A 25,745-nucleotide genomic window follows, 5' to 3' on the forward strand; every position below is an offset into this window, starting at 1 on the left:
CGGCCGGTTCGCTACGCCGGCAGCGTCTCGAGGAACGCCTCGAGCGCGATGCGGTAGGTCGGGTCGGGGTGCGTCTCGGCGAGGCGCAGCAGCGGCGGCAGATCGAGGGTGCGGATGAGTCGCCCGCGTTCGGCCACGGCCGCGTCGGCTCCCGCCGCGCGCAGCAGGGCGATGCCCTCACCGAGCGCCTCGAGGTAGTCGCGCAGCACGTCCACCTCGCTCAGACGCTGCGTGATCGAACTCCGGTCGCGCCGCTCCCGCCACTCCACCACGACGTCGGGGACGACGTCGAAGGCGGTCGCGAGCGTGTACATCCGCTGCGCGACGACCTGATCCTCGTAGTAGCGACCCTCGGGGAAGCGCAGGTCGTGCGCGCGCCAGAACGCGGTCCGGCTGAGCTTGGACCACGCGACGATGTTCCCGGATGCCGCGGGGTGCTGCGCGAGCGTCGTCGCGCGCCGGGCGGGATCGGTGGCCGCCGTCACCCAGGGCTGGACGGCCCCGGCGGTGTAGCCCGGGCCGTCGGCATCCGGTCGCAGGCGCACGTAGGCGCCGACGACGAAGTCGCTGCCGGAGTCCTCGAGGGTCGCGGCGAGTCGTTCCAGGGCGTCCGGACGCATGCGGTCGTCGGCGTCGAGGAACGCGAGGAAGGGCGTCTCGACGAGCGAGAGCCCGGTGTTGCGGGCGGCCCCGAGTCCTCGCGGTTCGGGATGCCGGACGACGCGGAAGCGCGGGTCGGCCGCGGCGGCGTCGGCGAAGATCCCCCGGGTGCCGTCGACCGAGGCGTCATCGACGAGGACGGCGGTCCAGCGCGGGTGGGTCTGCGCCTCGAGCGAGCGCAGCGCCTCGAGCGCGAACTCCTCGACGTCGCGACCGGGGACGATCACGGTGATCGCGGGGGAAGTCACCCGCGCGATCTTACGGCGGCGACCGCCTCGGCGACGGCGGTTGCCACGACGTCGAGATTCCGCGTCAGCCCGTGCGGCAGCGTGAACCGCACGGCGGTGCGGGCGTCGTCCGCGTCGATGCCCAGGGCGAGCAGCACGTGCGACGCCTCGTCGCTGCCCGCCGCGCACGCCGACCCGCTCGACGAGACGATGCCGCGGCGTTCGAGTTCGAGCAGCACGGTCTCGCCGTTGATGCCGGGGAAGACGAAGCTCGCGGTCCCGGGAAGCCGCCGCGTCGGGTGGCCGGTCAGACGGGCGCCGGGAACGGCGTGCAGCACTCGGGCGATGAACGTGTCGCGCAGATCCGTGACACGTGCGGCCTCCGCAGCGCGTTCGGCCTCGGCGAGCGACAGTGCCGTGGCGATCGCGACGGCACCGGCCACGTCCGGCGTTCCGGAGCGGCGTCCGCGTTCCTGTCCGCCGCCGTGCAGCAGCGGTTCGAGCGGCAGGCGTCCACGGACGGCGAGGATTCCGGTGCCCTTCGGGGCGCCGATCTTGTGCCCCGCGATCGTGAGGGCGTCCGCGCCGAGCCCGGACAGCGGCAGCCACCCCGCGGCCTGGACGGCGTCGAGGTGCAGGGGGACGCCCCGCTCCCGTGCGACCGCGGCGAGGGTCGCGGCATCCTGAACCGTGCCGACTTCGTTGTTGGCGTATCCGATGCTGACGAGGGCCGTGTCGTCGCGGAGCGCCGCGGCGAGGTCGTCGGGGTCGAGGAGTCCCGTGCCATCGACGGGGGCGTGGGTCACGTCGACGCCGTGGAGCCGCGCGAGGTAGTCGGCAGAGGCGAGCACCGACTCATGCTCGATCGCCGTGGTCACCAGGTGCCGCTTGCCGCGGGGGAGGACACCGAGCACGAGCCCCTTGATCGCGGTGTTGTTCGACTCGGTGCCCCCCGAAGTGAACACGATGTCGCCGGGTCGCATCCCGAGGACGCCCGCGACGCGCGCGCGGGCGTCGTCGAGAGCGGATGCCGCGGCTTCGCCGACCTCGTGGTGGCTCGACGGGTTGCCGAACCAGCGGGTGAGGTACGGCGCCATCGCGTCGACGACCTCGGGGCGGACCGGGGTCGTCGCGGCGTTGTCGAGGTACAGGCTCACGTCGTGCGGATGCGGATGTCGAGACCGAGGTCGAGTGCCGGCGCGGAGTGGGTGAGCGCGCCGACGGAGATGACGTCGACGCCGGTCTCGGCGATCGCGCGCACGGTGTCGAGCGTCACTCCTCCCGAGGCCTCGACCACGGCGCTCCCGGCGATCTTCTCGACCCCGGCGCGCAGGTCGTCGAGCGAGAAGTTGTCGAGCATGATCGTGTCGACGCCCGCCGCGAGCACCGCGTCGATCTGGTCGAGACGGTCGACCTCGACCTCGACGTGGGTGGTGTGCGGCAGCCGCGCGATCGCGCTCTCGAGGGCTTGCGTCAGCGGCATCCCGCTGGCAGCGAGCACGGCGAGGTGGTTGTCCTTGGCCATGACCGCGTCCGAGAGGGAGAAGCGGTGGTTGTGCCCTCCGCCGTCGCGGACGGCTTGGCGCTCGATCGCGCGCAGCCCGGGAGTCGTCTTGCGGGTGTCGACGATGCGGGCGCCGGTGTGGGCCACCGCGGCGACGTAGCGGCTCGTCAGTGAGGCGATCCCCGACATGCGCTGCACGAAGTTCAAGCCGATGCGCTCTGCGGTGAGCACGCCGCGCGCGGGCCCGGACACCACGGCGAGGACTTCGCCCGGGACGAACTCCGCGCCGTCGGCGACGCGCACCTCGACCCCGATGGTGGGGTCGGTCAGCGTGAAGGCGGCCCGGAACACGTCACTCCCGCTGAACACGCCGATCTCTCGGGCCACGAGCTCGGCGCGGGCCGTCGCGCCGGCCGGGATGAGGGTCTCGCTCGTGAGGTCCCCCCACGGGGCGTCCTCTTCGAGGGCGGCGGTGACGACGCGGTCGATCGCGGCGCGGGTCAGCATGCGAAGGCCTCCTGGGTGGCAGGGACGGATACGGCGGTGGGCGACGAGGAGGCCTCGTCCGAGCGGAAGTGCGCGCCGACCGAGACGGTGCGCGCGAGCGCGGCCGCCACGACGTGCCGCGCCAGCAGGAGCAGGGCGTCGTCCTCGGCGCCGCGGGGGCGCGTGTCGGCGCTCCATGCGGCCAGGATGCCGGCGGCCCGGCGCAGACCGGCGTCGTCGCGGACGAGTCCGGCGTCGTCCCACATGAGCTGCTGCAGTGCCGGGCGCGAGAACGGCGGCGCGTCCGCCGCCGGGGCGACGGCGGCGAGCGGAACGGCGGCGGGGGCGTCGACGTTCGGCCATGCGGTGTCCGACGCGGCGGCTTCTCCCGCGCGGGCGCCGAACACGGCGCCCTCGAGGAGGGAGTTGGATGCCAGCCGGTTCGCGCCGTGCACGCCGGTGCGCGCGGTCTCGCCCACGGCGTAGAGACCGGGCATCGTGGTCCGCCCGTCGAGGTCGGTCACGACACCCCCCATGAAGTAGTGCGCGGCGGGGGTGACGGGGATCGGCTCCCGCGACCAGTCCAGGCCCCGCGCCCGCACGGCGGCGTCGATCGTGGGGAAGCGTTGAGCCAGGCGCGCGGCGCCGAGACCGGTCGCGTCCAGCCGGACGGGGCGGCCGCCCTGGGCCGCCATCGCGCGAGCATTGGCACGGGCCACGACGTCACGCGGGGCAAGTTCGCCGTCGGGGTGCGCGTCGAAGGCGAACCGGCGCCCCGCGTCGTCGACCAGCACGGCACCGTCCCCGCGCACCGCCTCGGAGACCAGGAACGCCTCGCCCACGGCGAGGGCGGTGGGGTGGAACTGCACGAATTCGAGATCCGCCACGGCGGCGCCGGCGCGCAGGGCCGCAGCGATCCCGTCGCCGGTGGCCGAGGCCGGATTGGTCGTGTGGGCGTAGAGCTGTCCGGCACCCCCGGTGGCCAGGATGACGGCGTCCGCGCGGAGGCGTCGGCGCACGCCGCCCGACTCGACGTCGATGCCGACGACTCGGCCGCCCTCGACGACGAGATCGCGCAGGACGGTGTGCTCGCGCACGTCGAGGGTCATCGCGCGCGCGGCCGCCCCCAGGGCCGACTGGATCGCCGCCCCCGTGGCATCCCCGCCGGCGTGCAGCACGCGGGGACGCGCGTGCGCCGCTTCGAGGCCCCGGGCGAAGTCGCCGTCGGCTCCGCGGTCGAAGGCGACGCCCCGCCGGACCAGCTCGGCGATGCGGGTGGGGCCTTCCGCGACGAGCGTCTCCACGGCGTCACGGTCGCCCAGGCCCGCGCCCGCGGTGATCGTGTCGGCGGCGTGCGAGGCGAGCGAGTCGTCCGCGCCGGTGACGGCGGCGATCCCGCCCTGCGCCCAGCGCGTGTTGGTGTCGGCCAGCGCGCCTTTGGTGACCACCGTGACCCGGCATCCGCGTTCGGCGGCGTGCAGGGCGGCGGTGAGCCCCGCGATGCCGCTGCCGACGACGATGACGTGGGTCATTTCACGGCGCCGTTCGGCTTCGCGGCCAACATGCGCTCGAGCGCCACGGTCGCGGGATCGGCGACGTCGGCGGGGACCGTGATGCGATTGACGACCTCGCCGGCGACGAGGGATTCCAGCACCCACGCGAGGTAGCCCGGGTGGATGCGGTACATCGTCGAGCACGGGCACACCACCGGGTCGAGGCAGAAGATCTTGTGCTGCGGGTACTGGGCGGCCAGGCGCTGGACCAGGTTGATCTCTGTGCCGATCGCGAAGGTCGTCGGCTCGGTCGCGGCAGCGATCGCCTTGCGGATGATGTCGGTGGACCCCGCCTCGTCGGCGGCATCCACGACGTCCATCGGGCACTCGGGGTGCACGATCACGCGCACGCCGGGGTGCTCGGACCGGGCCTTCTCGATCTGCTCGACGGTGAACCGGCGGTGCACCGAGCAGAAGCCGTGCCACAGGATGACGCGGCTGTCCTCGAGCGTCGTGGCATCGGAGCCGCCGAGGGCCTTCCGCGGGTTCCACATCGGCATCTGCTCCAGCGGCACGCCCATCGCTTTGGCGGTGTTGCGTCCGAGGTGCTGGTCGGGGAAGAACAGCACGCGGCGCCCGCGGGCGAAGGCCCACTCCAGCACCGTCCGCGCGTTGGACGAGGTGCAGACGATCCCGCCATGCCGACCGACGAAGCCCTTGATGGCGGCGCTGGAGTTCATGTACGTCACGGGGATCGCCGGCACGAGGCCCTCGGCATCCGGAGTGTCGAGGTCGCCGAAGACGTCGGCGAGCTGCTCCCAGCACTCTTCGACCTGGTCGATGTCGGCCATGTCGGCCATCGAGCATCCCGCGGCCAGGTTCGGGAGGATCACGGCCTGGTCGGGGTGCGACAGCAGGTCGGCGGTCTCGGCCATGAAGTGCACGCCGCAGAAGACGATCGCCTCGGCCTCGGGGTGCGCCTTGGCGGCGTTGGCGAGCTGGAACGAGTCGCCCACGTAGTCCGCGTGCCGGACGACTTCTTCCCGCTGATAGAAGTGCCCCAGCACGACGACGCGGTCGCCGAGGGTCGCCTTGGCCGCGCGGACGCGCGCGTCGAGCTCGTCGTCGGAGGCCTCGCGGTACTCACGCGGCAGCTCGCCCTGGCGGGGAGCGCCGGTGGGGATGACGTCGCCCATCGACGATCCCGGTCCATAGCCCGGACGCGTATCGAAGTCCCACGGGCCGACGGCGAGGTCGGTCGTGCACGTCGCGTCGGTCGTCGCACCCGAGACGATCGCCTGGATGACGTGGTCGACCGAGGGATCGATGTCGGCGCGGGGCTGCAGGGTGAGGGGTGTCGTGTTCATGGGCGGTCCGATCAGTGACGGGACGTGAGCGGGCCGCGGTCGGCGAGCTCCACGTCACGGTTGTAGCGGTACAGGCGGGCGGGGCGGTGGCTTCCGGTGCGGAAGCGCTCGGTCGGGATGACGGTGTCCGACGTGTCGATCTGGCGTCGGAAGTTCGCGGGGTCGAGCCGGCGGCCGATGATCGTCTCGGTGACCTCGCGCAGGTCGGCCAGAGTGAACTCGTCGGGCAGCAGACCGTGCGCGATGCGGCTGTAGCCGACCTTGTTGCGCAGGCGCCAGAGCGTGTATTCGACGATGTCGTTGTGGTCGAAGGCCAACGCGGGGAGGTTCGTCGCGTCGAACCACTCGACGTTCTCGGGCGCGTCGCCCTCGCGCGCATGAGCGGCGACCTGGGCGTCGACCTCGTCCGACCGCAGGAGCGCCCAGTAGACGATCGACACCACTCGCGTGGGGGAGCGGTCGACCGCCCCGAAGGCATACAGCTGCTCGAGGTAGCTGGGGGTGAGACCCGTGGTCTCTTCGAGGGTGCGCGAGGCAGCGGCATCCAGGCCCTCGGCCGGGTCGAGCCAGCCGCCGGGGAGTGCCCACCGACCGTCGAAGGGATCTCGCGTCCGCCGCACGAGGGGGAGGGAGAGGACGGGTTCGTCGTACGCGTCGCGACGCACGCTGAAGATCACGGTCGAGACCGCGACGCGGACGTCGCTGTCGCGGGGTTCGGGCTGCCGGGTTCGTGTCATTGTGACCATATCTCCGCGACGATCTTAGTGTCACCGTGACCCGAAGGGCAAAACGGGAGTCTCCCAGCGGCGCGACGTACGCTTTCGGCACGACCCTGGAGGTAGGGATGCCGCTCGTCGACATCGTGCTGATCGTGCTTCTCGCACTCGCGCTCATCGTGGGCATCGCCCGCGGATTCCTCGCCACGATCGGCTTCTTCGCCGGCCTCGCGCTGGGCGGTGTCGCTGCGTTCTGGCTCATCCCGCTCGTGGGGCAGTGGGTCGCCGACCCCATGTGGCGCGGCGCCGCGATCGTCGCCGCGGGAGTGCTGCTGCTCATGCTCGGCGCGGCCCTCGGAACCGCCGTCGGCAATGCCCTCCGTCGAGGAGCCGACCGCATCAAACTCCGGGTGCCCGAGCGCATCCTGGGCGGGCTCGTGAACCTCGCCGCCGCCGCCCTCGCCCTGTCGTTCTTCGCCGGCACCCTGACCACGGCCGGCGTGCCGATCGTCTCGACCGCCCTGGCATCCTCGACGGTCGTCCGAACGATCGACCGGCTCACGCCCGACCCCGTGCGCGCCGCGCTGGGCGAACTCCGCGGAACCGTCTTCGCCGACGGCATCCCGCGACTGGGGCAGCTGATCCAGATCGGCCCGGTGCCCAGCGCCCCCACGATCGCGCTCGACGACCCCGCACTCACCCGTGCCGCGCAGTCCGTCGCCCGCATCAGCGGCACGGCCTACGCGTGCGGCATCACCGCCAGCGGATCGGGATTCGTCGTCGCCGACGACCGCGTCGTCACCAACGCGCACGTCGTCGCGGGCGTCGATGCGCCGCTGGTCGAACTGCCGGGTCGTGAGGCGAAAGAAGGGCGCGTGGTCTACTTCGACCCGGTCGACGATCTCGCCGTCATCGCGGTCGACGGACTGGATGCCGCCATCCTGCCGGTCTCGTCGGCGCTCGCCGTGGGCTCGGCCGCCGTCGTGCAGGGCTACCCCTACGGCGGTCCGTTCACCTCGGGCGGCGCGCAGGTGCTCTCCACCGGGACGGTCCCGGTGCCCGACATCTACGGTGACCAGTCCGCGCCGCGCGAGATCTACGCGCTGGGCGCGACGGTGCGGCCGGGCAACTCCGGCGGACCGCTCCTGACCCCCGCGGGAGAAGTGGCCGGCGTGGTGTTCGCGCGATCCGAGACCGACGACGACGTCGGGTACGCCATGACCCCCACCGAGCTCGACCCCGTCCTCGCGCAGCTGGGGTCGCTGTCGGCGCCGGTGGGATCGGGGAGCTGCACGACGCGCTGATCGCGCGGGCGATCGGGTCTGATCGGTCCCCACCCGGCGGATGGCTGTGCGTCGCCGCCTCGGATACACTGGCGGCCACAAGTCCACACCGGCCCCATGATCGATGCGGGAGAGCTCCGGCGAACGCAGCCGGGCACCGAAGGAGCAAGCCTCCCCGCCAATCTCTCAGGTACGCGTACCGCGTCGATCGGGCCACTCTGGAAAGAGACCCGGGCACATCCGGCGGGTCCACCGACGGTGAAAGCCCGCGCGCGCATGCCGCCCGGGCGAAACTCTCAGGTCCATGACAGAGGGGGAGTTCTCAGGCGCCGACCGGCGTCTGACCGTCATCGCGAACGGCAGAACTCATGACCGACACCCCCGCTCCACCGCGCTCCTCGCCGCTGCACGATCGGCACGAGGCCCTCGGCGCCTCGTTCACCGACTTCGGCGGCTGGAACATGCCCGTCCGCTATTCGTCCGACCTTGCCGAGCATCGCGCCGTCCGCGAAGCCGCCGGGCTATTCGACATCTCGCACATGGCCGAGTTCTGGGTGCATGACGGACGCGCCACCGATCTGCTGGACGTCGTCCTCGCCGGTCGCGCATCGGCGATGCGCACGGGCAAGGCCAAGTACTCGCTCGTGCTCGCCGACGACGGCGGCATCGTCGACGATGTCATCGTCTACCGCACGGGCGAGCAGCACTACCTGGTCGTGGCGAACGCGGGCAACCGCGAAGCCGTGGCCGGCGCGTTCACCCGTGTCCGCGAGAGCTGGCCGGCAGACGCGGGAGAGGCACCGACCGTGTGCGACGTCACCGACTCCGTCGCCCTCGTCGCCCTCCAGGGGCCGCGAGCCCGCGGCATCCTCGAGTCCGTCGGCGCCGTCGAGATCCTCGGCACGCCGCTCGAGGAACTCGGCTACTACGCCTTCACCGAGGGCACCTTCGACGGGGACTCGCTGTTCATCGCGCGCACCGGCTACACCGGCGAGGACGGCTACGAACTGCTCGTTCCCGTCGAACGCGCCGGCGATCTGTGGGACGCTCTGCTCGCGGCCGGCGCCCCGCACGGTCTCGTCCCGTGCGGCCTCGCGGCACGCGACACCCTGCGCCTCGAAGCCGGGATGCCGCTCTACGGACACGAGCTGACTCGCGAGATCGCGCCTGCGCAGGCCGGACTCGGCCGCGTCGTCGCGACCGACAAAGACGCCTTCGTCGGCAAGGACGCCCTGGCATCGCGTCCCGCGGACGCCCCCGTCCTCGTCGGCCTGGTGTCGGACGGCAAGCGCGCCGGCCGCGCCGGCTACGCCGTGCTCCGCCACGACGAGGTCGTCGGCGAGATCACCAGCGGCGCCCTCAGCCCCACCCTGGGTCACCCCGTGGCCATGGCGTACGTCTCGCCGACCGCGGCCGAACCCGGCACCCCCTTGACCATCGACGTGCGCGGGACCCGCATCCCCGCGACCGTCACCGCCCTTCCCTTCTACCGGAGGAACGCATGACCGACCTGACCGCTCTCCGCTACACCTCCGAGCACGAGTGGATCGCCCTCGACGGCGACCTCGCCACGGTCGGCATCACCGACTTCGCCGCCGAGAAGCTCGGTGACGTCGTCTTCGTCGACCTCCCCGCGACCGAGTCCACCGTCGCCGGCGGCGACGTGTGCGGCGAGATCGAATCGACCAAGTCGGTCGGCGAGCTCTACGCGCCGCTGAGCGGCACCGTCGTCGAGATCAACGACGCCGTCGTCGACGACCCCTCACTCGTGAACGCCGACCCGTTCGGCGCGGGCTGGCTCGTCAAGATCCGCCTCGACGGCGACCTGCCCGGCGACCTCCTCGACCGCGCCGCGTACGAGGACCTCACCGCATGAGCCTGACCACCGCCGCCCCCCGGACGGATGCCACGGCGCCCGCCGCCTTCACTGATCGCCACATCGGCATCGGCGCCGGTGACCGCGCCCGCATGCTCGACGTCGTCGGGTACGACAGCGTCGAGCGGCTCGTCGAGACCGCCGTCCCGGCATCCATCCACGTCCGCCCCCGCGAGACGAGCGCGCTGCCCCCGGCGGCGACCGAAGCCGAAGCGCTCGCCGAACTGCGTGAGCTCGCCGCGGCCAACCGCTCGGCCCGCCCGATGATCGGCCTCGGCTACTACGACACCTTCACGCCGTCGGTGATCCAGCGGAACGTCCTCGAGAACCCCTCCTGGTACACCGCGTACACGCCGTACCAGCCCGAGATCTCGCAGGGGCGTCTGGAAGCGCTCATCAACTTCCAGACGATGGTCACCGACCTCACGGGCCTCGCCACCGCCAACGCGTCGATGCTCGACGAGTCCACCGCGGTCGTGGAGGGCATGCTCGTGGCCCGGCGCGCATCGAAGGCGAAGACCGACGTGTTCCTCGTCGACGCCGATGCGCTCCCGCAGACCAAGGCGCTGCTCGCCCACCGGGCCGCGGCCGTCGGTGTCCGCGTGCACGAGACCGATTTCACCGGCGAGGTGCCGGAGTGCTTCGGGGCGTTCGTGCAGTACCCCGGCGCCACGGGCCGCATCTGGGACTTCTCCGACGTCGCAGCCGCGGTCCACGCGCGCGGCGGTCTGGTGGTGGCCGCCGCGGACCTCCTCGCCCTGACCTTGCTGCGCTCGCCGGGCTCGCTCGGCGCCGACGTCGCCGTGGGCACGACGCAGCGCTTCGGCGTGCCCCTCGGCTTCGGCGGCCCGCACGCCGGGTACATGGCCGTGCGCGCCGGGCTCGAGCGCCAGCTCCCGGGTCGGCTCGTCGGGGTGTCGCTGGATGCCGCGGGGAACCCCGCCTACCGCCTGTCGCTGCAGACGCGCGAACAGCACATCCGCCGCGAGAAGGCCACGTCCAACATCTGTACCGCGCAAGTGCTGCTGGCCGTGATGGCCGCGATGTATGCCGTGTACCACGGGCCCGACGGGCTGCGGGCGATCGCGACGCGCGTCGCGCGGACCGCCGACTCCCTGGCATCCGCTCTCCGTTCCTTCGACCTGCACCTGTCCTCGGACGCGTTCTTCGACACGGTCCGGGTCCACGTGCCCGGCCGGGCGCAAGACGTCGTGGACCGTGCCCGCGCGCGCGGCTACCAGCTGCTGTGGGTCGACGACGCCACGGTGGGCGTGTCGGTCGACGAGACGACGACGGATGCCGACGTCGCCGAGATCGTGGCATCCTTCGGGCTGCCGACCGAGGAGCTTCCCGAGGGCGAGGCGCTCCGCGGGGTCGAGGGGCACCTGCACCGGGACGACGCGTATCTCACCCACCCCGTGTTCCACGCGCACCGCAGCGAGACGGCCATGATGCGGTACCTCAAGACGCTCGCCGACCGCGACTACGCGCTCGACCGGGGCATGATCCCGCTGGGCTCCTGCACCATGAAACTGAACGCGGCGACGGAGATGGCGGCGGTGTCGTGGCCGGAGTTCTCGCGGGTGCATCCGTTCGCGCCCGAAGCCGACGTGCACGGCTACCTCGCGATGATCGAGCAGCTCGAGCGGTGGCTCGCCGAGGTGACCGGATACGACGCCGTCTCGCTGCAGCCGAACGCCGGCTCCCAGGGCGAGCTCGCGGGCCTGCTCGCGATCCGCGGGTATCACCACGCGAACGGCGATACGGCGCGCACCGTGTGCCTCATCCCGTCCTCGGCGCACGGCACGAATGCGGCTTCGGCGATCCTCGCGGGCATGCGGGTCGTGGTGGTCGCGTGCGACGAGGCCGGCAACGTCGATCTCGGCGACCTGCGGGCCAAGATCGCTCAGCACGCCGACGAGCTGTCGGCCCTGATGATCACGTACCCCTCGACGCACGGGGTGTACGAGCACGACGTGCTCGAGATCACGCAGGCCGTCCACGACGCGGGCGGCCAGGTGTACGTCGACGGCGCGAACCTCAACGCGCTGCTGGGCTTCGCCCGCTTCGGCGATCTCGGCGGCGACGTGTCGCACCTGAACCTGCACAAGACGTTCGCGATCCCGCACGGCGGGGGAGGCCCCGGCGTGGGGCCCGTGGCCGCGAAGGCGCACCTCGCGCCCTACCTCCCGTCGCACCCGTTCTCGCAGCGCGCCGATCACGCCGGTGGCGTGTTCGACGGCGGCCCGGTGTCGGCCGCCCCGCACGGCTCCGCCGGCATCCTGCCGATCTCGTGGGCGTACGTGCGCATGATGGGCGCCGAGGGACTGCGGCAGGCCACCGCCGCCGCGGTGCTCTCGGCCAACTACATCGCCGCGCGCCTGCGCGAGCACTACCCGGTGCTGTACGCGGGCGAGGGCGGACTGGTCGCGCACGAGTGCATCCTCGACCTCCGCCCGCTCAAGGAGCAGACCGGGGTCACGGTCGACGACGTCGCGAAGCGGCTGATCGACTACGGCTTCCATGCCCCGACGATGTCGTTCCCGGTCGCCGGAACGCTCATGGTCGAACCGACCGAGAGCGAGGACCTCGCCGAGCTCGACCGGTTCGTGGATGCCATGATCGCGATCAAGAACGAGGCCCTCGCCGTCGCGGCGGGGGAGTGGCCCGCCGACGACAACCCGCTCGTGAACGCCCCGCACACCGCGGAGGCGGCCGTGGCGAACGAGTGGCCGCACGCGTATCCGCGCGAGACCGCGGTGTATCCGCAGCGTTCGCTCGTCCGCACCAAGTACTGGCCGCCCGTCCGCCGCATCGACCAGGCCTACGGCGACCGCAACCTGGTGTGCTCCTGCCCCCCGCCGGAGGCGTTCGCCTGACGCGGTGGGGCGGGGCGTGGGTCGCGTTTCGCGAGACTGCATCTGCCTGACAACTCCACTGCACGCTGCAGTGGAGTTGTCAGGCGGTTGCTGTTTTGCGGGGTGGAGTGGCGCTGGCGGGCGGGCAGTCTCGGCGGGTCCGCGGGCGGACGGCCGCCGGGGTCGAGGCCTGGCGACGGGTCAGGGCAGGGGCGTGGCGGACGGGAGGCCGGGGCGCAGCAGACGACGAAGGCCCGCGAGGCGGTTCAGATCGGGCGGACGGTCGGGGGAGAGGCCGGCCGACAGCAGGATGTCGCGAAGCGCGGACGGGTCCGCCAGGTCGTCCCAGGCCCAGTGGGCAACGGCGCGCGCCCCGCGACGGCGCAACCGGCGGTCTCGCTCCTCGCGCGCGCGGAGCGCGGCGACCGGGTCTCCGAACCTTCCGTCGTACTTCATATGACCGTCGGCCTCGCCCACCAGGCCGATGGCGGGCCACCACATGTCGGTCCGATCGCCGTCGTCGTCCCACGGTCCGATCCAATGCTGCAGCTCCGGCGTCGGGAACCCCCACCACTCGATCCCGGCGCGGCTCGTGGACTCCAGCGGCGATTCCGCGGCGGCATCGGCGCGCTCGAGTGCCCATCGAGCATGTCGGCGTCCCCGCGCCGAGCCGCGCTGTTCGTTGAGCGCGCCCAGTGCGGCCGCGGTCATCGTCGCGTCGCGGCGGAGCGTGGCATCCGCCAGGACGAGTCCCGCAGCCGGATGCCGGGTCCGGGCGATGTCGACGCACGTCTCGGCGGGTGAGGTGAGACGGATGCCGCCGATCTCGTCGATCACCCGGTCCGAATGAGCACTGGTGTGCACCCGGATGCCGCTCACTCGACGCGACGTCGCCGTGTCGTCCGCGAGTACGTGGACCGTCTCGATCGCCCCGAGCGTGGGGAGGCCCCACAGCAGCGCCGCGGACTCCAGACACAGCACGGCATCCGGGTCACGCAGCAGATGAGCGTGGACGCGGGCGAGATCGCGCTCCCAACGGGGGAGGGACTGCCAGTCGCCGGTCTCGGCGTAGACACCGCGCAGCACGGGGACGACCTCTCCTCGACGGATGCTGCGGGTGGAGTGCGTCAGCTCCGCCGCCCGTACGAGGGCGATCGGTGACGTACGCGGAATCGGGATCATGGTCCCAGGCTGTCGCACCTCGGCCGCCCGTGGCGTCCGTCCACAGGCGCCCCGCATCCTCGGCATCCTGGGGAGGAGGGGTCGCCGAGCGCGCCGCCCCATCGAGACTGCATCCGCCTGACATCTCCACTGCACGCTGCAGTGGACTTGTCAGGCAGTTGCTGTTTCGCGGATTCCGGCGGGGGTGCCGCCCGCCCGCCACCCGCCCACCCGCCCGGGCTTCCCTCAGGGCAACCCACAGGGGGCATTGGGTAGGGTGCCCCTGTGCATCTCGGGCAGTATCAGCAGACCTCGTCGACGCCGCGTCGCCGCTTCGTGCGGCTGGCCGCTCTGACCGCGGCCGCGGTCGTGGCCCTCGCCGGCTGTTCGGCGCCGGAGCCGGCCCCGGCCGAAGAGCCGGTCGCTCGCACGAGCCTGACCGTCGGAGTCGTCGGGACACCGACGAGCTTCAACGCCGCCAGCGCGAACGGCGACACCCCGGCGAACCGCGCTGTCTCCGCGCTCATCGACGAGCGTCTGGGGTCGCTGGACGGCAACCTCCAAGTCGTTCCCAACGGCGGCCTGGGCCGGATCACGCGCGTCGAGGGCGACCCCCTGACCGTCAGCTACGAGCTCTTCACCGATCGGACGTGGTCGGATGGCACCCCGATCACCCTCGACGACCTCGTGTTCGGCTGGGCGGTCTCGTCGCACTACTTCGACGACGCGACCTACGACGAGACCGGTGCGCTGGTGTCGGGCACGCGCTACTTCGAAACCGCGACCCTCCCGGATCCCAACGCCCGCACGGCGCGGCCCACGATCGATCGCGCCGACGACACCCTGACACTGACCTACGCGGAGCCGTTCGCGGACTGGAACCGGCAGTGGCTGCTCGACCGTCCGATCCATGTCGTCGCCGCGAAGGCCGGAGTGACCGTCAAAGACCTCATGACGGCGATCCTGACGACGCCCGAGGGCGACCCCTCCGCACCCGCCACCCCGAACCCGGTGCTGGCCGCCGCGGCGGCCGCGTGGAACACCGGTTTCGCCGCGGCCGCCGACGGAACGCTCGATCCGGCAGCGGCGGTCGCGTCCGGACCGTGGAAGGTCACCGAGGCCGCGGCATCCGCGGTCACACTCGTCCGCCGCGACGATTACCAGGGCGGGCACTATCCGGGCCTCGAGGGGCTGACGATCCGGTTCTTCCCCGATCGTGCGGCTCAGGTCGCCGCGCTCGCGGCCGGTGAGGTCGACGTCGCCAACATCGGCGATCCGGATGCCGCCGACCTCGAGACCCTCGCCGACGCCGGTGTGACCGTCACGACGGGGCCGACCACGCAGACGCTGCAGCTCCGCTTCGCCGAGACCGCGTCGACGGCGCTGCGCGAGGCGGTGAGCCTGTCGCTCGACCGCGACGCGCTGGTCAAGGACATCCTCTCGGAGCAGCGGCCCGACGCACGCCCGCTGCAATCGTTCCTGTCGTCCCCGGGCATGGGCCAGACTTACAGCGACCTCGTCTCGGGCAACGGAGCGCCGGGCACAGGCAGCGACCCCGGTGCCGCGCGATCGGCGCTGGACGACCGCCCCGCCGTGCTCCGTGTCGCTCACGACCCCACCGACGAGATCTCGTCCGCCGTCTTCGCTCGGATGATCGCGATGGGCGCAGAGGCGGGCATCGCCGTGCGCGCGGCGGCGGCGACGGAGACACCGGATGCCACCCTGGCCTGGGTCGGAGAGGACGAGAGCCTCTACCGGTCGGCGCGCGACCGTCTGGCCGAGGGAGTCTCGACCCCCGTGGCCGAGGACGAGTTCGCCGAGCTGACGCGCGACACCGATCCGGTCGACGTGCTCGCCCACGCGAAGGAGATCGATCGCGCCCTCTTCGCGGAGTTCACCGGGGTGCCGTTGCTCGAGCGCACCGGCGCCGTGGCTGTCGCCAAGGGCGTCGGGGGAGTGCCGTACACGTCCGAGCCCAACGGGATGCCGCCGTCGTTCTGGACGTGGTCCCCTCCCGCTCCCTGACGCGCCGCTTCCCGAGGCCTCAGGCCGTCGGGGAGGCGGTCGGCGTCGGCGTCGGTGTGGTGGGCGCGAAGATCCCGGGCCACCAGGCCGCCGCGAGCGGGTAGCCGACGAAGGCGACGATGTCGATCAGCGTATGTGCGACGACGAGGGGCATCACGCGTCCCCACCGCTTGTAGCACCAGCCGAAGACGAGCCCCATCACGACGTTCCCGAGCGCGGACGGCCACCCCTGGTAGAGGTGGTAGCTCCCGCGCAGCAGCGCCGTGGACACGATGATCCACGTCCACGACCACCCGAGGCGCCGCAGGCGATCGAACAGGTACCCGAGGAAGACGACCTCCTCGGTGAGCCCGGCTCGCAGCGCGGCGAGGACGAGGAGGGCGATGACCCACCACGACGAATCGAGGGGCGCGGGCACCACCGCGATGCTCTGCCCCAGGAGTCGCCCGACGGCGTACACCCCGATCCCCGGGACGCCGATGAGGACGACGAGGGCCACTCCGCGGGCCACGTCCGAGCCGAAGCGGCGGAAGTCCAGTCCGATGCGTCGCAGCGCGTTGTCGGCGGGCTCCCAGAGCAGATACACGACCAGGCCGACGAGAGCCAGCGAGAAGAAGATGTCGAGGAACTGGTACAGCGCATCCCAGAAGGGTTCGGCGCTGCGCGAGGGATTCAGCTGCGTCTGCTGCTGCGAGATCGGAGCCCGGGTGGCGGCCCGCACGAACGCGACGACAGAGTAGATGGCGGACTGGCCGACGCTGATCAACAGCACCAGCACGATTTCCCAGGGGAGACGGCGACGCCGGAAGGCGTCTTGTTCGATTCCGGGACCGGAGAAGGCCTCACTGCGCGGCATGTTGTCAGATTGCCACATGCAACCGCGTTCGAATTAAAGGTATGTAACGGTTTTCCCAGGAGTTTTGACCAACGCAAGGCGTTTACCTAGGGTTTCGGTATCCACGGCCCCCCGCTGTCCCGACAGTGCGGGGTGCCCGTCAAACCTTGCACAGGAGGCAAAGTGTCTGAAAAGACTCGGCGCGCACGCGCCCTGACGGCGGGAGCAGGTGTCGCTATCGCGGCCCTCGCACTCGCCGGCTGCACCACCACTGCCGCACCCGACAGCGGGTCGAGCACCGGTGGCACCATCACGATCGCCACGACGAACGCCTTCACGTCGTTCAACGGCGACACCCCCGAGGCGAACCTGGACACCAACGGCATGGTGGGCTACCTCACCGGTGTCAGCGGCGGCCTCGGCCTCGGTGGCTTCCAGCGCCTCGACAAGGACTTCAGCGTCCTGAACAACACCGACTTCGGCACCTACGAGAAGGTCTCGGACGACCCGCTGACGGTGAAGTACACCATCAACGAGGGCCTCACCTGGTCGGACGGCGAGCCCATCAACGCCGATGACATGCTCGTGAACTGGGCCATCAACTCGGGGTACTACAACGACGCCGTCCTCGACCCGTCCAGCGGCGAGGTCACCAACGGCGGCACCCAGTACTTCAGCCTCGCGGGCAGCACCGCGGGCCTGGACACCACCGCCTTCCCCGAGATCAGCGACGACAACATGTCGATGACCCTCGTCTACTCGAAGCCCTTCGTGGACTACGAGCTCGTCAACCCGATCGGCAAGCCCGCTCACGTGCTCGCCGAGAAGGCCGGCGTCTCCGAGGCCGACTTCGTCCAGCTCCTCAAGGACACCCCCAAGGGTGACCCCGCGGCTCCCGTCGCCCCCAACGCGACCCTCAAGGCCGCCGCGGACTTCTGGAACACCGGCTACGACGTGACGGCCATGCCGACCGATGAGAGCCTTCTCGTCGCGAGCGGTCCGTTCATCGTGACCGCCTTCACGCCCGAGCAGAGCATCACGCTGGGGAAGAACCCCAACTACAAGGGCTCCATGTCGCCCTCGTACGACCAGCTGATCATCCGCTTCATCGGTGACGCCAACGCACAGGTCACGGCCCTCCAGAACGGTGAGGTCCAGGCCATCCAGCCGCAGCCCTCCGCCGACACGCTGACGGCGCTCGAGAACGCCAACGCGACCGTCCACGCGGGTAGCCAGCTGGCGTACGACCACGTCGACCTGAGCTTCGGCGGCGTGTTCGCCGACGCCAACGTCCGCGAGGCCTTCCTCAAGACGATCCCGCGTCAGCAGATCCTCGACTCGATCGTCAAGCCGGTCAACCCCGACGCCGAGGTGCTCAACTCGCAGATCTTCCTGCCCACCGACGGTGACCAGTACAACACCGCCGTCTCCGCGAGCGGATACGACGCGTTCACCGAGCCCGACGTCGAGGGCGCGAAGGCTCTGCTGAACGGTGCGACCCCGACGGTCCGCATCCTCTACAACACCAACAACCCCAACCGTGTCGACAGCTTCCGCGCCATCCAGCAGTCGGCGCAGCAGGCGGGCTTCAACATCGTGGATGCCGGTTCGCCCGACTGGAGCTCGCTCCTGGGCAGCGGCAGCTACGACGTGTCCATCTTCGGATGGGTGTCGCCGGGTGCCGGTAACGCTGCTCTCCCGCAGATCTTCAAGAGCGGCGGCGGCGGAAACTACAACAACTACAGCAACCCGGCCGTCGACACCCTCGTCGACGAGAGCCAGGTGACGGTCGATGCCGCGAAGCTCGCCGACATCAAGGTGCAGATCGACACCGCGACGGCGAAGGACTTCTACGGTCTGCCGCTGTTCCAGTCGCCGGGCCTGTTCGCCGACAACGGTTCCGTCCAGGGCGTCGACTACTTCGGCGGCCAGACGGGCATCGTGTGGAACGCGCAGGAGTGGACGCTGGCGGGTTGATGACCCGTTGATCCCTCGTGAGGCGCCGGAGTCGCTCGGCTCCGGCGCCTCACTTCGTCTGCGCGCGGTGCGCCCCACCCCGGTGCACGCGCGACTATCCTTTCCTGGGCGCCCACAGGCGTCCGTCACCCGATCGAAAGAAGTCCTCCCGCGATGGTCGGATTCATCCTCAGGCGCATCGCCGTCTCGATCCTGGTCCTGCTCGCAGCGTCGTTCATCATGTACGTGCTGGCCGCCAACTCCGGCGACCCGCTGCAGGACCTGCGCGACAGCTCGGCCGCCAACCGTGACCAGTTGATCGCCGCACGCGTCGCGGCGCTCGACCTGAACGTCCCCCCGCCTCTGCGGTACTTCCTGTGGCTCGGCGGTGCAGCCGGCTGCCTCATCCCGTTCGCCGGGACGTGCAATCTGGGTCTCACGATCTCGAACGCCCCGGTCCTCGACATCCTCCCGACCGCCATCTGGTCGACCCTCCAGCTCGTGACGGCGTCGTTCGTGCTGGCCATCGTCCTCGGCATCGTCGTCGGCGTCGTCTCCGCCCTGCGTCAGTACAGCGGATTCGACTTCGGTATCACCCTCCTCAGCTTCTTCCTCTTCTCGCTGCCGTCGTTCCTCGTCGCCGTGCTGCTGAAGGAGTTCATGGCCCTGGGGTTCAACAGCTTCCTCGAATCGGCCACGTCCATCCCGATATGGGTGATCGCCCTGCTCACGGTGATCAGCGCGGTGATCTGGCAGGCGATGATCGGGGGCGACGCCCGTCGCCGCATCATCGTTGCCGCGACCGCAGGTCTCGCCACGGTCGCGCTCCTGGTGTACTTCAACGTCACGGACTGGTTCCGCAACCCCGGTTTCGGTCCCGTCGGTCTGCTCTTGCTCATCGCCGGCGTCGTCGTCATCGTCACGGCGCTGATCGCCGGCCTCCGCAACCGCCGCGCGCTCATCGTGGCGGCGCTCAACGGCGCCATCGCCTACGTCTGCTACTTCGCGCTGCAGGGGCTGTTCGACATCTCCACGCTCGCCACCGTCATCATCCTCGGCGTCGTCGCCGTCGCGGTGGGCCTCGTCTCGGGCTACGTCCTCGGCGCCCCCGATCGCGGCATGGCCGCCCGGATCGGCGCGCTCGTGGCGTTCCTGTCCGGCGCTCTCGTCGTGCTCGACCGCTACATGCAGTCGTGGCCGCAGTACGTCAACAACCCCCGCATCAACGGCCGCCCCATCGCGACCGTCGGCGCGAGCACCCCGGGGTTCACCGGGGACATGTGGATCACCGGCATCGACACGTTCACGCACCTGCTGCTGCCGACGATCTCGCTGCTGCTCATCTCGTTCGCCGGCTACACGCGGTACGCCCGTGCCGGAATGCTCGAGGTGATGAACCAGGACTACATCCGCACGGCGCGGGCCAAGGGCCTTCCCGAGCGCACCGTCATCCTGCGGCACGGCCTGCGGAACATGCTGATCCCGATCGTGACGCTCGTCGCCACCGACGTCGGCGCGCTCCTGGGTGGTGCGGTCATCACGGAGAAGGTCTTCGCGATCTCGGGCATGGGGGCGTTGTTCGTCACCTCGATCCAACGCGTCGACGTGAACCCCGTCATGGGCTACTTCCTCGTCATCGCCATCACCGCGATCGTCTTCAACTTCCTGGCCGATCTCGCCTACGCCACGCTCGACCCCCGCGTGCGAGTGGTCGCATGATCGCCGCCGTCCGAATCCCGGAGGTCCTCCGATGACCCAGATGCTCCCCGAGCCCGCGAACGTCGACGCGCCGCCGCCGTCCGACGAACGGCAGACCGTCGGCGTCAGCCAGGGACGGCTCATCCTGCGTCGCTTCCTCTCGAACAAGGTCGCCGTCGTCTCCGGCATCCTGTTCGTCCTCCTCGCGATCTTCTCGATCTCGGCGATCGGGCTCGGCCCGATCCCGGGGTGGTGGAAGTACGACTACAGCTCGCTGAACCCCCAGAACGACGGCGGGGCTCCCACGCTGTCGCTGTTCCCGTTCTCGGTGGGCGACCACCCGTTCGGCCAGGACCGCATCGGTATCGACTACTTCGCGATGACGATGCGCGGCATCCAGAACTCCATCCTCGTGATGCTCGTCATCAGCGTCGTGGGAACGGCCGTCGGAACCGTCATCGGTGCCCTCGCCGGCTACTACCGCGGGTGGGTGGACTCGGTGCTCATGCGCATCACCGACGTGTTCATCGTCATCCCGATCATCGTGATCGGTGCGGTCGTCGGTCGAGCCACCGGCGGTCTCGGTGTCATCCCCCTGGCGTTCTTCCTCGCGATGGTGTCGTGGACCACAATCGCCCGCCTGGTGCGCGCCGAGTTCCTGTCGCTGCGTGAACGCGAGTTCGTCGAGGCGGCGCGCGTGGCCGGCGCCAGCGATGCCCGCATCATCTTCAAGCACATCCTGCCCAACGCCATCGGCGTGGTGATCGTGGCGGCGACGCTGCTGGCGGCCTCGGCGATCCTCCTCGAGACGGCCCTGAGCTACCTGCAGCTCGGTGTGCGTCCGCCGGACGTCTCGCTGGGCCTGATCATCTCCGACAACCAGTCGGCTTTCCAGACCCGCCCGTGGCTGTTCTGGTGGCCCGCGGTGTTCATCGTGCTCCTCGCGGTGCTCGTGAACTTCGTCGGTGACGGCCTGCGCGACGCGTTCGACCCGCGTCAGAAGCGGTTCTCGCTGCGTCGGACGAAGGAGCAGGCGGCGCCGTCCACCACCGCGCCCGCGAGCGTCCAGGGACGCGTGCACCCGGAGACGCCGTCGTCATGACGACCGGCATCCTCGCGATGTCAGCCCAGGACGATCGCCCCCAGCACGCCGGCCGCACCCGCGACCAGCAGCAGCAGGTTGTCGATGCGGGCGCTCACCCGCACGGGTACCGAATCGGCGATGCCGGCCTCCACGCGGCCGGCGTCGCGGAGGGTCTGCCAGCGATCGCGGACGAGGGCGGCCGCGCGGCCGGAGTCGGTGTTCGGCAGTTCGCCCGGACGCGTACCGGGAGCCGTCGCGGCTTCGCTGCGGCGGTGGGCGCGCGCGGCGCGCAGGGAGCCCGTGGCTCCCGGCGCGGGTGCGGCGGTCACGCCGATGCGCCGGCCGGGCGTGTGCAGCTGCAGCGCGTAGCGCGTGTCGACGTGGATGAGCGCCGCCCACGGCACGCGGTAGGTCAGCGCGATGTTGTCGACCTCCACGCCGTCGTCGTCGACGGAGATCGAGGGCGACCACAGGATGCCGGTCACCAGGGCCGCAGCGCCGAGAGCGCCGACGATCACCAGGGCGGGCGCGACGTCCACTGCGGGGACGGCCAGCAGGCCGATCGCCACCGCGGCGATGATCGCCCACAGGATGCCGCACAGGATGCGGGTGAACGTCGAACGGAACGTCTGGCGTGGCATCCCCTGATTCTTTCATTCCCCGATCACTCACTCCCGCCCCGCGGGACGGAGAGGACAGCCTCATGAGCACGACCGAGAAGGCGGGCATCCCCGCGCTCGAGATGACCGACGTCAGCGTCGACTTCGCGGTGGACGACGTCTGGGTCCCCGCGGCCAAGAACCTCACGTACTCGATCGCGCGCGGCCAGGTCGTCGCGGTCGTGGGCGAGTCGGGCTCGGGCAAGAGCGTCAGCTCGATGGCCGTGCTCGATCTGCTTCCGCGCAACAGCCGCGTGCGCGGGAGCATCAAGGTGAACGGGCGCGAGGTGACGACGCTCAGCAGCAGCCAGATGCGGCAGCTGCGCGGGCCCGAGGTCGCCGCGATCTTCCAGGAGCCGATGACGGCCCTGAACCCCGTGCTCACGGTCGGTTCGCAGATCATCGAGGCGCTCCGTGCGCACACGACCATGGCGCCGTCCGAGGCGAAGGTCCGCGCGATGGAGCTGCTGGACATGGTGGGTCTCCCGGACCCCGCCAAGGCGTTCGCGTCCTACCCGCACCAGCTGTCGGGCGGTCAGCGTCAGCGCGCGATGATCGCGCAGTCGATCAGCCTGGAGCCGGCACTCCTCATCGCGGACGAGCCGACCACGGCCCTGGACGTCACGGTCCAGGCCGAGATCCTCGACCTCATCCGCGACCTGCGCGATCGCCTGGACTCCGCGGTCCTGCTGATCACGCACGACATGGGCGTCGTGGCCGACCTCGCCGACTGGATCGTCGTGATGAAGTCCGGCGAGGTCGTCGAGCAGGGACCGGCCGCTCAGGTGCTCGGCGACCCGCAGGACCCCTACACCAAGGAACTGCTGGCCTCCGTCCCGCGTCTCGGTGAGACCTTGGAGGGCGAGTCGACGGTCGATGTCGTCGAGTCGCTCGCAGCCGCCGTGGCCGAAGGCCCTGCGCGCACGGAGACGATCCGCTTGGCCGCCGCGGCACCCGAGATCGCCCACCCGGTGCTCGAGCTCGACCACGTCTCGATCGAGTACGGCAAGAAGGGGCGCGTGGCGGCGTTCCGTGCCGTCGACGACGTCACTCTTGGGATCGCCGAGGGCGAGATCGTCGGTCTCGTGGGGGAGTCGGGTTCCGGCAAGTCCACGATCGGTCGCGCGGCGATCGGCCTGCAGCCCATCGCCGACGGGCGCCTCGTCGTCGACGGGGTGGACATCTCGAGCGGCTCGCGCAAGCTCATCAAGTCGCTGCGTCGTCGCGTGGGCATCGTGTTCCAGGACCCGTCGTCGTCGTTGAACCCGCGTCTGCCGATCGGCGAGTCCATCGGGGAGCCTCTGTTCCTCGCCGGTGAGGCCAAGGGTGCCGCTCTCGACGCTCGTGTCGAGAAGCTGCTCGACGAGGTGCGCCTCCCGCGCAGCTACCGCAACCGGTACCCGCACGAGCTCTCGGGCGGACAGAAGCAGCGCGTCGGCATCGCCCGCGCGCTCTCGCTGCAGCCGCGTCTGCTCGTCGCCGACGAGCCGACGAGCGCCCTGGACGTGTCGGTGCAGGCGCGCGTCCTGGAGCTGCTGAGCGAGCTGCAGCAGGAGCACCGCTTCGCGTGCTTGTTCATCAGCCACGACCTCGCCGTGGTGGATGCCATGGCCCACCGCATTGTCGTGCTCAACCGCGGCAAGATCGCCGAGCAGGGCACGCGCGACGAGATCCTGCGGTCGCCGAAGGAGCCCTACACGCAGCGTCTGATCGCCGCGATCCCGGTTCCCGACGTCGAGGTGCAGGCCGCCCGCCGCGAACTGCGGCACGAGCTGTTGAAGAACACGCCGGCCTCCTGAATCGCGTGTGATCGGGGGCGGCGTTCCTGTGGGGATGCCGCCCCTTTTCGCTCCCTGCCGGGAGTGTTGCAGACGCCCGGTAGACTAGATGTGCCCGATTCCGGGCGCCACCCCGAATTTTCCTGGAGACCCTCCATGGCGCACGCCCTTCGTCCTGACCTCCGTAACGTCGCGATCGTCGCGCACGTCGACCACGGCAAGACGACCCTCGTCGACGCCATGCTGCGCCAGACCGGCTCGTTCGGTGACCACGCGCACGTCGAAGAGCGTGCGATGGACTCGAACGACCTGGAGCGTGAGAAGGGCATCACGATCCTCGCCAAGAACACGGCGATCACCTACAACGGTGTGCACACCGAGGTGCCGGTGACGATCAACGTGATCGACACCCCCGGTCACGCCGACTTCGGTGGCGAGGTCGAGCGCGGACTGTCGATGGTCGACGGCGTCGTGCTCCTCGTCGACGCGTCCGAGGGTCCGCTGCCCCAGACGCGATTCGTCCTGCGCAAGGCGCTCGAGGCCAAGCTCCCCGTGATCCTGCTGGTCAACAAGACCGACCGCCCGGACGCGCGTATCGCCGAGGTCGAAGGAGAGGCGCATGACCTGCTGCTGGGACTCGCGTCCGACCTGGTGGACGACGTGCCCGACCTCGACGTCGACGCGCTGCTCGACGTTCCCGTCGTCTACGCGTCGGGCCGCGCGGGTGCCGCGTCGCTCAACCGCCCCGACAACGGCGCCCTGCCCGACAACGACGACCTCGAGCCGCTGTTCGGCGCGATCCTCGAGCACGTGCCCGCTCCGTCCTACGACGACGAGGCTCCGCTGCAGGCGTGGGTCACCAACCTCGACTCCAGCCCCTTCCTGGGCCGCCTCGCGCTCCTGCGCGTGTTCAACGGCACGCTGAAGAAGGGCCAGACGGTCGCCTGGGTGCGTGCCGACGGCACCACCAGCAACGCCCGCATCACCGAGCTGCTGAAGACACGCGCGCTGGAGCGCTACCCCGCCGAAGACGCGGGCCCCGGTGACATCGTCGCCATCGCCGGCTTCCCCGACATCACGATCGGCGAGACCATCGCCGACCCCGAGGACGTGCGTCCGCTCAAGGCCATCACGGTCGACGACCCCGCCATCTCGATGACGATCGGCACCAACACCTCGCCCCTCATGGGCAAGGTCAAGGGGCACAAGCTCACCGCGCGCATGGTCAAGGACCGCCTCGACCGCGAGCTCATCGGCAACGTCTCGCTCAAGGTCGTCGACATCGGACGCCCCGACGCGTGGGAGGTGCAGGGCCGTGGCGAGCTGGCTCTCGCGATCCTCGTCGAGAACATGCGCCGCGAAGGCTTCGAGCTCACCGTGGGCAAGCCCCAGGTCGTCACCAAGCGCGGCGACGACGGCAAGCTCAAGGAGCCCTTCGAGCACCTCACGGTCGATGCTCCCGAAGAGCACCTCGGCGCGATCACGCAGCTCATGGCCGCCCGCAAGGGCCGTATGGACAACATGACGAACCACGGCACCGGCTGGGTGCGCATGGAGTTCGTCGTGCCCTCGCGCGGTCTCATCGGTTTCCGCAGCGAGTTCCTCACCATCACCCGCGGCACCGGTATCGCCAACGCGATCTCGCACGGCTACGACGACTGGGCCGGGTCGATCACGACGCGTCAGAACGGCTCGATCGTCGCCGACCGCATGGGCGTCGTGACGCCGTTCGCGATGATCGCCCTGCAGGAGCGCATGAGCTTCTTCGTGCAGCCGACCGAAGAGGTCTACGAGGGCATGGTCATCGGCGAGAACTCGCGCGCCGACGACATGGACGTCAACATCACCAAGGAGAAGAAGCTCACGAACATGCGTTCGTCGACCTCGGACTCCTTCGAGTCGATGACGCCGCCCCGCGTGCTGACGCTGGAAGAGTCGCTCGAGTTCGCCCGCGACGACGAATGCGTAGAGGTCACGCCCGAGAAGGTGCGCATCCGCAAGGTCGTGCTCGACGCGACCGAGCGCGGTCGCGCCGCCTCGCGCCTCAAGCGCCAGGATGCCAACGCCTGAGCGTTCGCG

General features: G+C 70.6%; 19 protein-coding genes and 2 riboswitches. Of the genes, 10 read left to right on the forward strand and 9 right to left on the reverse strand.

Annotated elements, in window-relative coordinates:
• Positions 1 to 11 precede the first annotated feature (11 nt).
• Genes AC3E6M_RS06990 through AC3E6M_RS07015 form a run of 6 tightly spaced genes read right to left on the reverse strand, consistent with a single transcriptional unit; the run spans position 12 to position 6,474 of the window.
• Positions 12 to 908, reverse strand: coding sequence for a glycosyltransferase family 2 protein (locus AC3E6M_RS06990; RefSeq protein ID WP_138173567.1), 897 nt, complete (start codon positions 906 to 908; stop codon positions 12 to 14).
• The gene (locus tag AC3E6M_RS06995) at positions 905 to 2,044 is read right to left on the reverse strand and encodes a cysteine desulfurase family protein (RefSeq protein WP_138173565.1); all 1,140 of its coding nucleotides are present in this window, start codon (positions 2,042 to 2,044) and stop codon (positions 905 to 907) included. Before AC3E6M_RS06995 ends, AC3E6M_RS06990 begins: the two co-directional genes overlap by 4 nt.
• The gene (gene nadC / locus AC3E6M_RS07000) at positions 2,041 to 2,898 is read right to left on the reverse strand and encodes a carboxylating nicotinate-nucleotide diphosphorylase (RefSeq protein ID WP_138173563.1); all 858 of its coding nucleotides are present in this window, start codon (positions 2,896 to 2,898) and stop codon (positions 2,041 to 2,043) included. The genes AC3E6M_RS06995 and nadC overlap by 4 nt, the downstream gene beginning before the upstream one ends.
• The gene (gene nadB, locus AC3E6M_RS07005) at positions 2,892 to 4,409 is read right to left on the reverse strand and encodes an L-aspartate oxidase (protein WP_138173561.1); all 1,518 of its coding nucleotides are present in this window, start codon (positions 4,407 to 4,409) and stop codon (positions 2,892 to 2,894) included. Before nadB ends, nadC begins: the two co-directional genes overlap by 7 nt.
• A complete protein-coding gene (gene nadA / locus AC3E6M_RS07010; protein WP_138173559.1) occupies positions 4,406 to 5,737 on the reverse strand; it encodes a quinolinate synthase NadA in 1,332 nt (443 codons plus the stop codon). The genes nadB and nadA overlap by 4 nt, the downstream gene beginning before the upstream one ends.
• 11 nt (positions 5,738 to 5,748) lie before the next feature.
• Complete coding sequence (locus tag AC3E6M_RS07015) at positions 5,749 to 6,474, reverse strand: NUDIX hydrolase (RefSeq protein ID WP_490529444.1); 726 nt, start codon at positions 6,472 to 6,474, stop codon at positions 5,749 to 5,751.
• A gap of 107 nt (positions 6,475 to 6,581) precedes the next feature.
• On the opposite strand from AC3E6M_RS07015, the gene AC3E6M_RS07020 reads away from it, so the two are divergent.
• From AC3E6M_RS07020 to gcvP, 4 genes are all read left to right on the forward strand, one after another.
• Complete coding sequence (locus AC3E6M_RS07020; RefSeq protein WP_490529445.1) at positions 6,582 to 7,757, forward strand: MarP family serine protease; 1,176 nt, start codon at positions 6,582 to 6,584, stop codon at positions 7,755 to 7,757.
• Positions 7,758 to 7,853: 96 nt separating this feature from the next.
• Positions 7,854 to 7,948, forward strand: a riboswitch (glycine riboswitch).
• A riboswitch (glycine riboswitch) is annotated at positions 7,949 to 8,057 on the forward strand. It begins immediately after the preceding riboswitch.
• 47 nt (positions 8,058 to 8,104) lie between these two features.
• Positions 8,105 to 9,241, forward strand: a complete 1,137-nt coding sequence (gcvT, locus tag AC3E6M_RS07025) for a glycine cleavage system aminomethyltransferase GcvT (protein WP_490529446.1) — start codon at positions 8,105 to 8,107, stop codon at positions 9,239 to 9,241.
• Entirely contained in the window at positions 9,238 to 9,612 is a 375-nt protein-coding gene (gene gcvH, locus AC3E6M_RS07030) for a glycine cleavage system protein GcvH (RefSeq protein ID WP_138173551.1), read from the forward strand. The genes gcvT and gcvH overlap by 4 nt, the downstream gene beginning before the upstream one ends.
• Positions 9,609 to 12,491, forward strand: a complete 2,883-nt coding sequence (gcvP, locus tag AC3E6M_RS07035) for an aminomethyl-transferring glycine dehydrogenase (RefSeq protein ID WP_138173549.1) — start codon at positions 9,609 to 9,611, stop codon at positions 12,489 to 12,491. Before gcvH ends, gcvP begins: the two co-directional genes overlap by 4 nt.
• Positions 12,492 to 12,671: 180 nt before the next feature.
• On the opposite strand, the gene AC3E6M_RS07040 is transcribed toward gcvP, so the two are convergent.
• Complete coding sequence (locus AC3E6M_RS07040; RefSeq protein WP_138173547.1) at positions 12,672 to 13,652, reverse strand: type IV toxin-antitoxin system AbiEi family antitoxin domain-containing protein; 981 nt, start codon at positions 13,650 to 13,652, stop codon at positions 12,672 to 12,674.
• 264 nt (positions 13,653 to 13,916) lie between these two features.
• Between AC3E6M_RS07040 and AC3E6M_RS07045 the strand changes: the two genes are divergently transcribed.
• Entirely contained in the window at positions 13,917 to 15,656 is a 1,740-nt protein-coding gene (locus AC3E6M_RS07045) for an ABC transporter substrate-binding protein (RefSeq protein WP_138172863.1), read from the forward strand.
• Positions 15,657 to 15,675: 19 nt separating this feature from the next.
• Here AC3E6M_RS07045 and AC3E6M_RS07050 read toward each other — a convergent pair whose 3' ends face one another.
• Entirely contained in the window at positions 15,676 to 16,512 is an 837-nt protein-coding gene (locus AC3E6M_RS07050; RefSeq protein WP_252370889.1) for a CPBP family intramembrane glutamic endopeptidase, read from the reverse strand.
• A gap of 162 nt (positions 16,513 to 16,674) precedes the next feature.
• Between AC3E6M_RS07050 and AC3E6M_RS07055 the strand changes: the two genes are divergently transcribed.
• The 3 genes from AC3E6M_RS07055 (at position 16,675) to AC3E6M_RS07065 (ending at position 21,247) form a co-directional block, all read left to right on the forward strand.
• Positions 16,675 to 18,468: an ABC transporter family substrate-binding protein gene (locus AC3E6M_RS07055; protein ID WP_138172861.1), complete on the forward strand. Its 1,794-nt coding sequence runs from the start codon at positions 16,675 to 16,677 to the stop codon at positions 18,466 to 18,468.
• A 153-nt stretch (positions 18,469 to 18,621) separates the two neighbouring features.
• A complete protein-coding gene (locus AC3E6M_RS07060) occupies positions 18,622 to 20,166 on the forward strand; it encodes an ABC transporter permease (protein ID WP_138172860.1) in 1,545 nt (514 codons plus the stop codon).
• A 31-nt stretch (positions 20,167 to 20,197) separates the two neighbouring features.
• Positions 20,198 to 21,247 carry an ABC transporter permease gene (locus tag AC3E6M_RS07065; RefSeq protein ID WP_138172859.1) on the forward strand — a complete coding sequence of 350 codons (1,050 nt, stop codon included), beginning with the start codon at positions 20,198 to 20,200 and terminating at the stop codon, positions 21,245 to 21,247.
• A gap of 20 nt (positions 21,248 to 21,267) precedes the next feature.
• Here AC3E6M_RS07065 and AC3E6M_RS07070 read toward each other — a convergent pair whose 3' ends face one another.
• A complete protein-coding gene (locus AC3E6M_RS07070) occupies positions 21,268 to 21,870 on the reverse strand; it encodes a PH domain-containing protein (RefSeq protein ID WP_138172858.1) in 603 nt (200 codons plus the stop codon).
• A 62-nt stretch (positions 21,871 to 21,932) separates the two neighbouring features.
• Between AC3E6M_RS07070 and AC3E6M_RS07075 the strand changes: the two genes are divergently transcribed.
• Together AC3E6M_RS07075 and typA are read left to right on the forward strand one after the other, a co-directional pair.
• Positions 21,933 to 23,687: an ABC transporter ATP-binding protein gene (locus AC3E6M_RS07075; protein ID WP_138172857.1), complete on the forward strand. Its 1,755-nt coding sequence runs from the start codon at positions 21,933 to 21,935 to the stop codon at positions 23,685 to 23,687.
• A 135-nt stretch (positions 23,688 to 23,822) separates the two neighbouring features.
• Positions 23,823 to 25,736: a translational GTPase TypA gene (gene typA / locus AC3E6M_RS07080; protein WP_138172856.1), complete on the forward strand. Its 1,914-nt coding sequence runs from the start codon at positions 23,823 to 23,825 to the stop codon at positions 25,734 to 25,736.
• Positions 25,737 to 25,745: the final 9 nt, after the last annotated feature.

It is taken from the genome of Microbacterium sp. SCPM-O-B-15248 (M128), assembly GCF_058214835.1.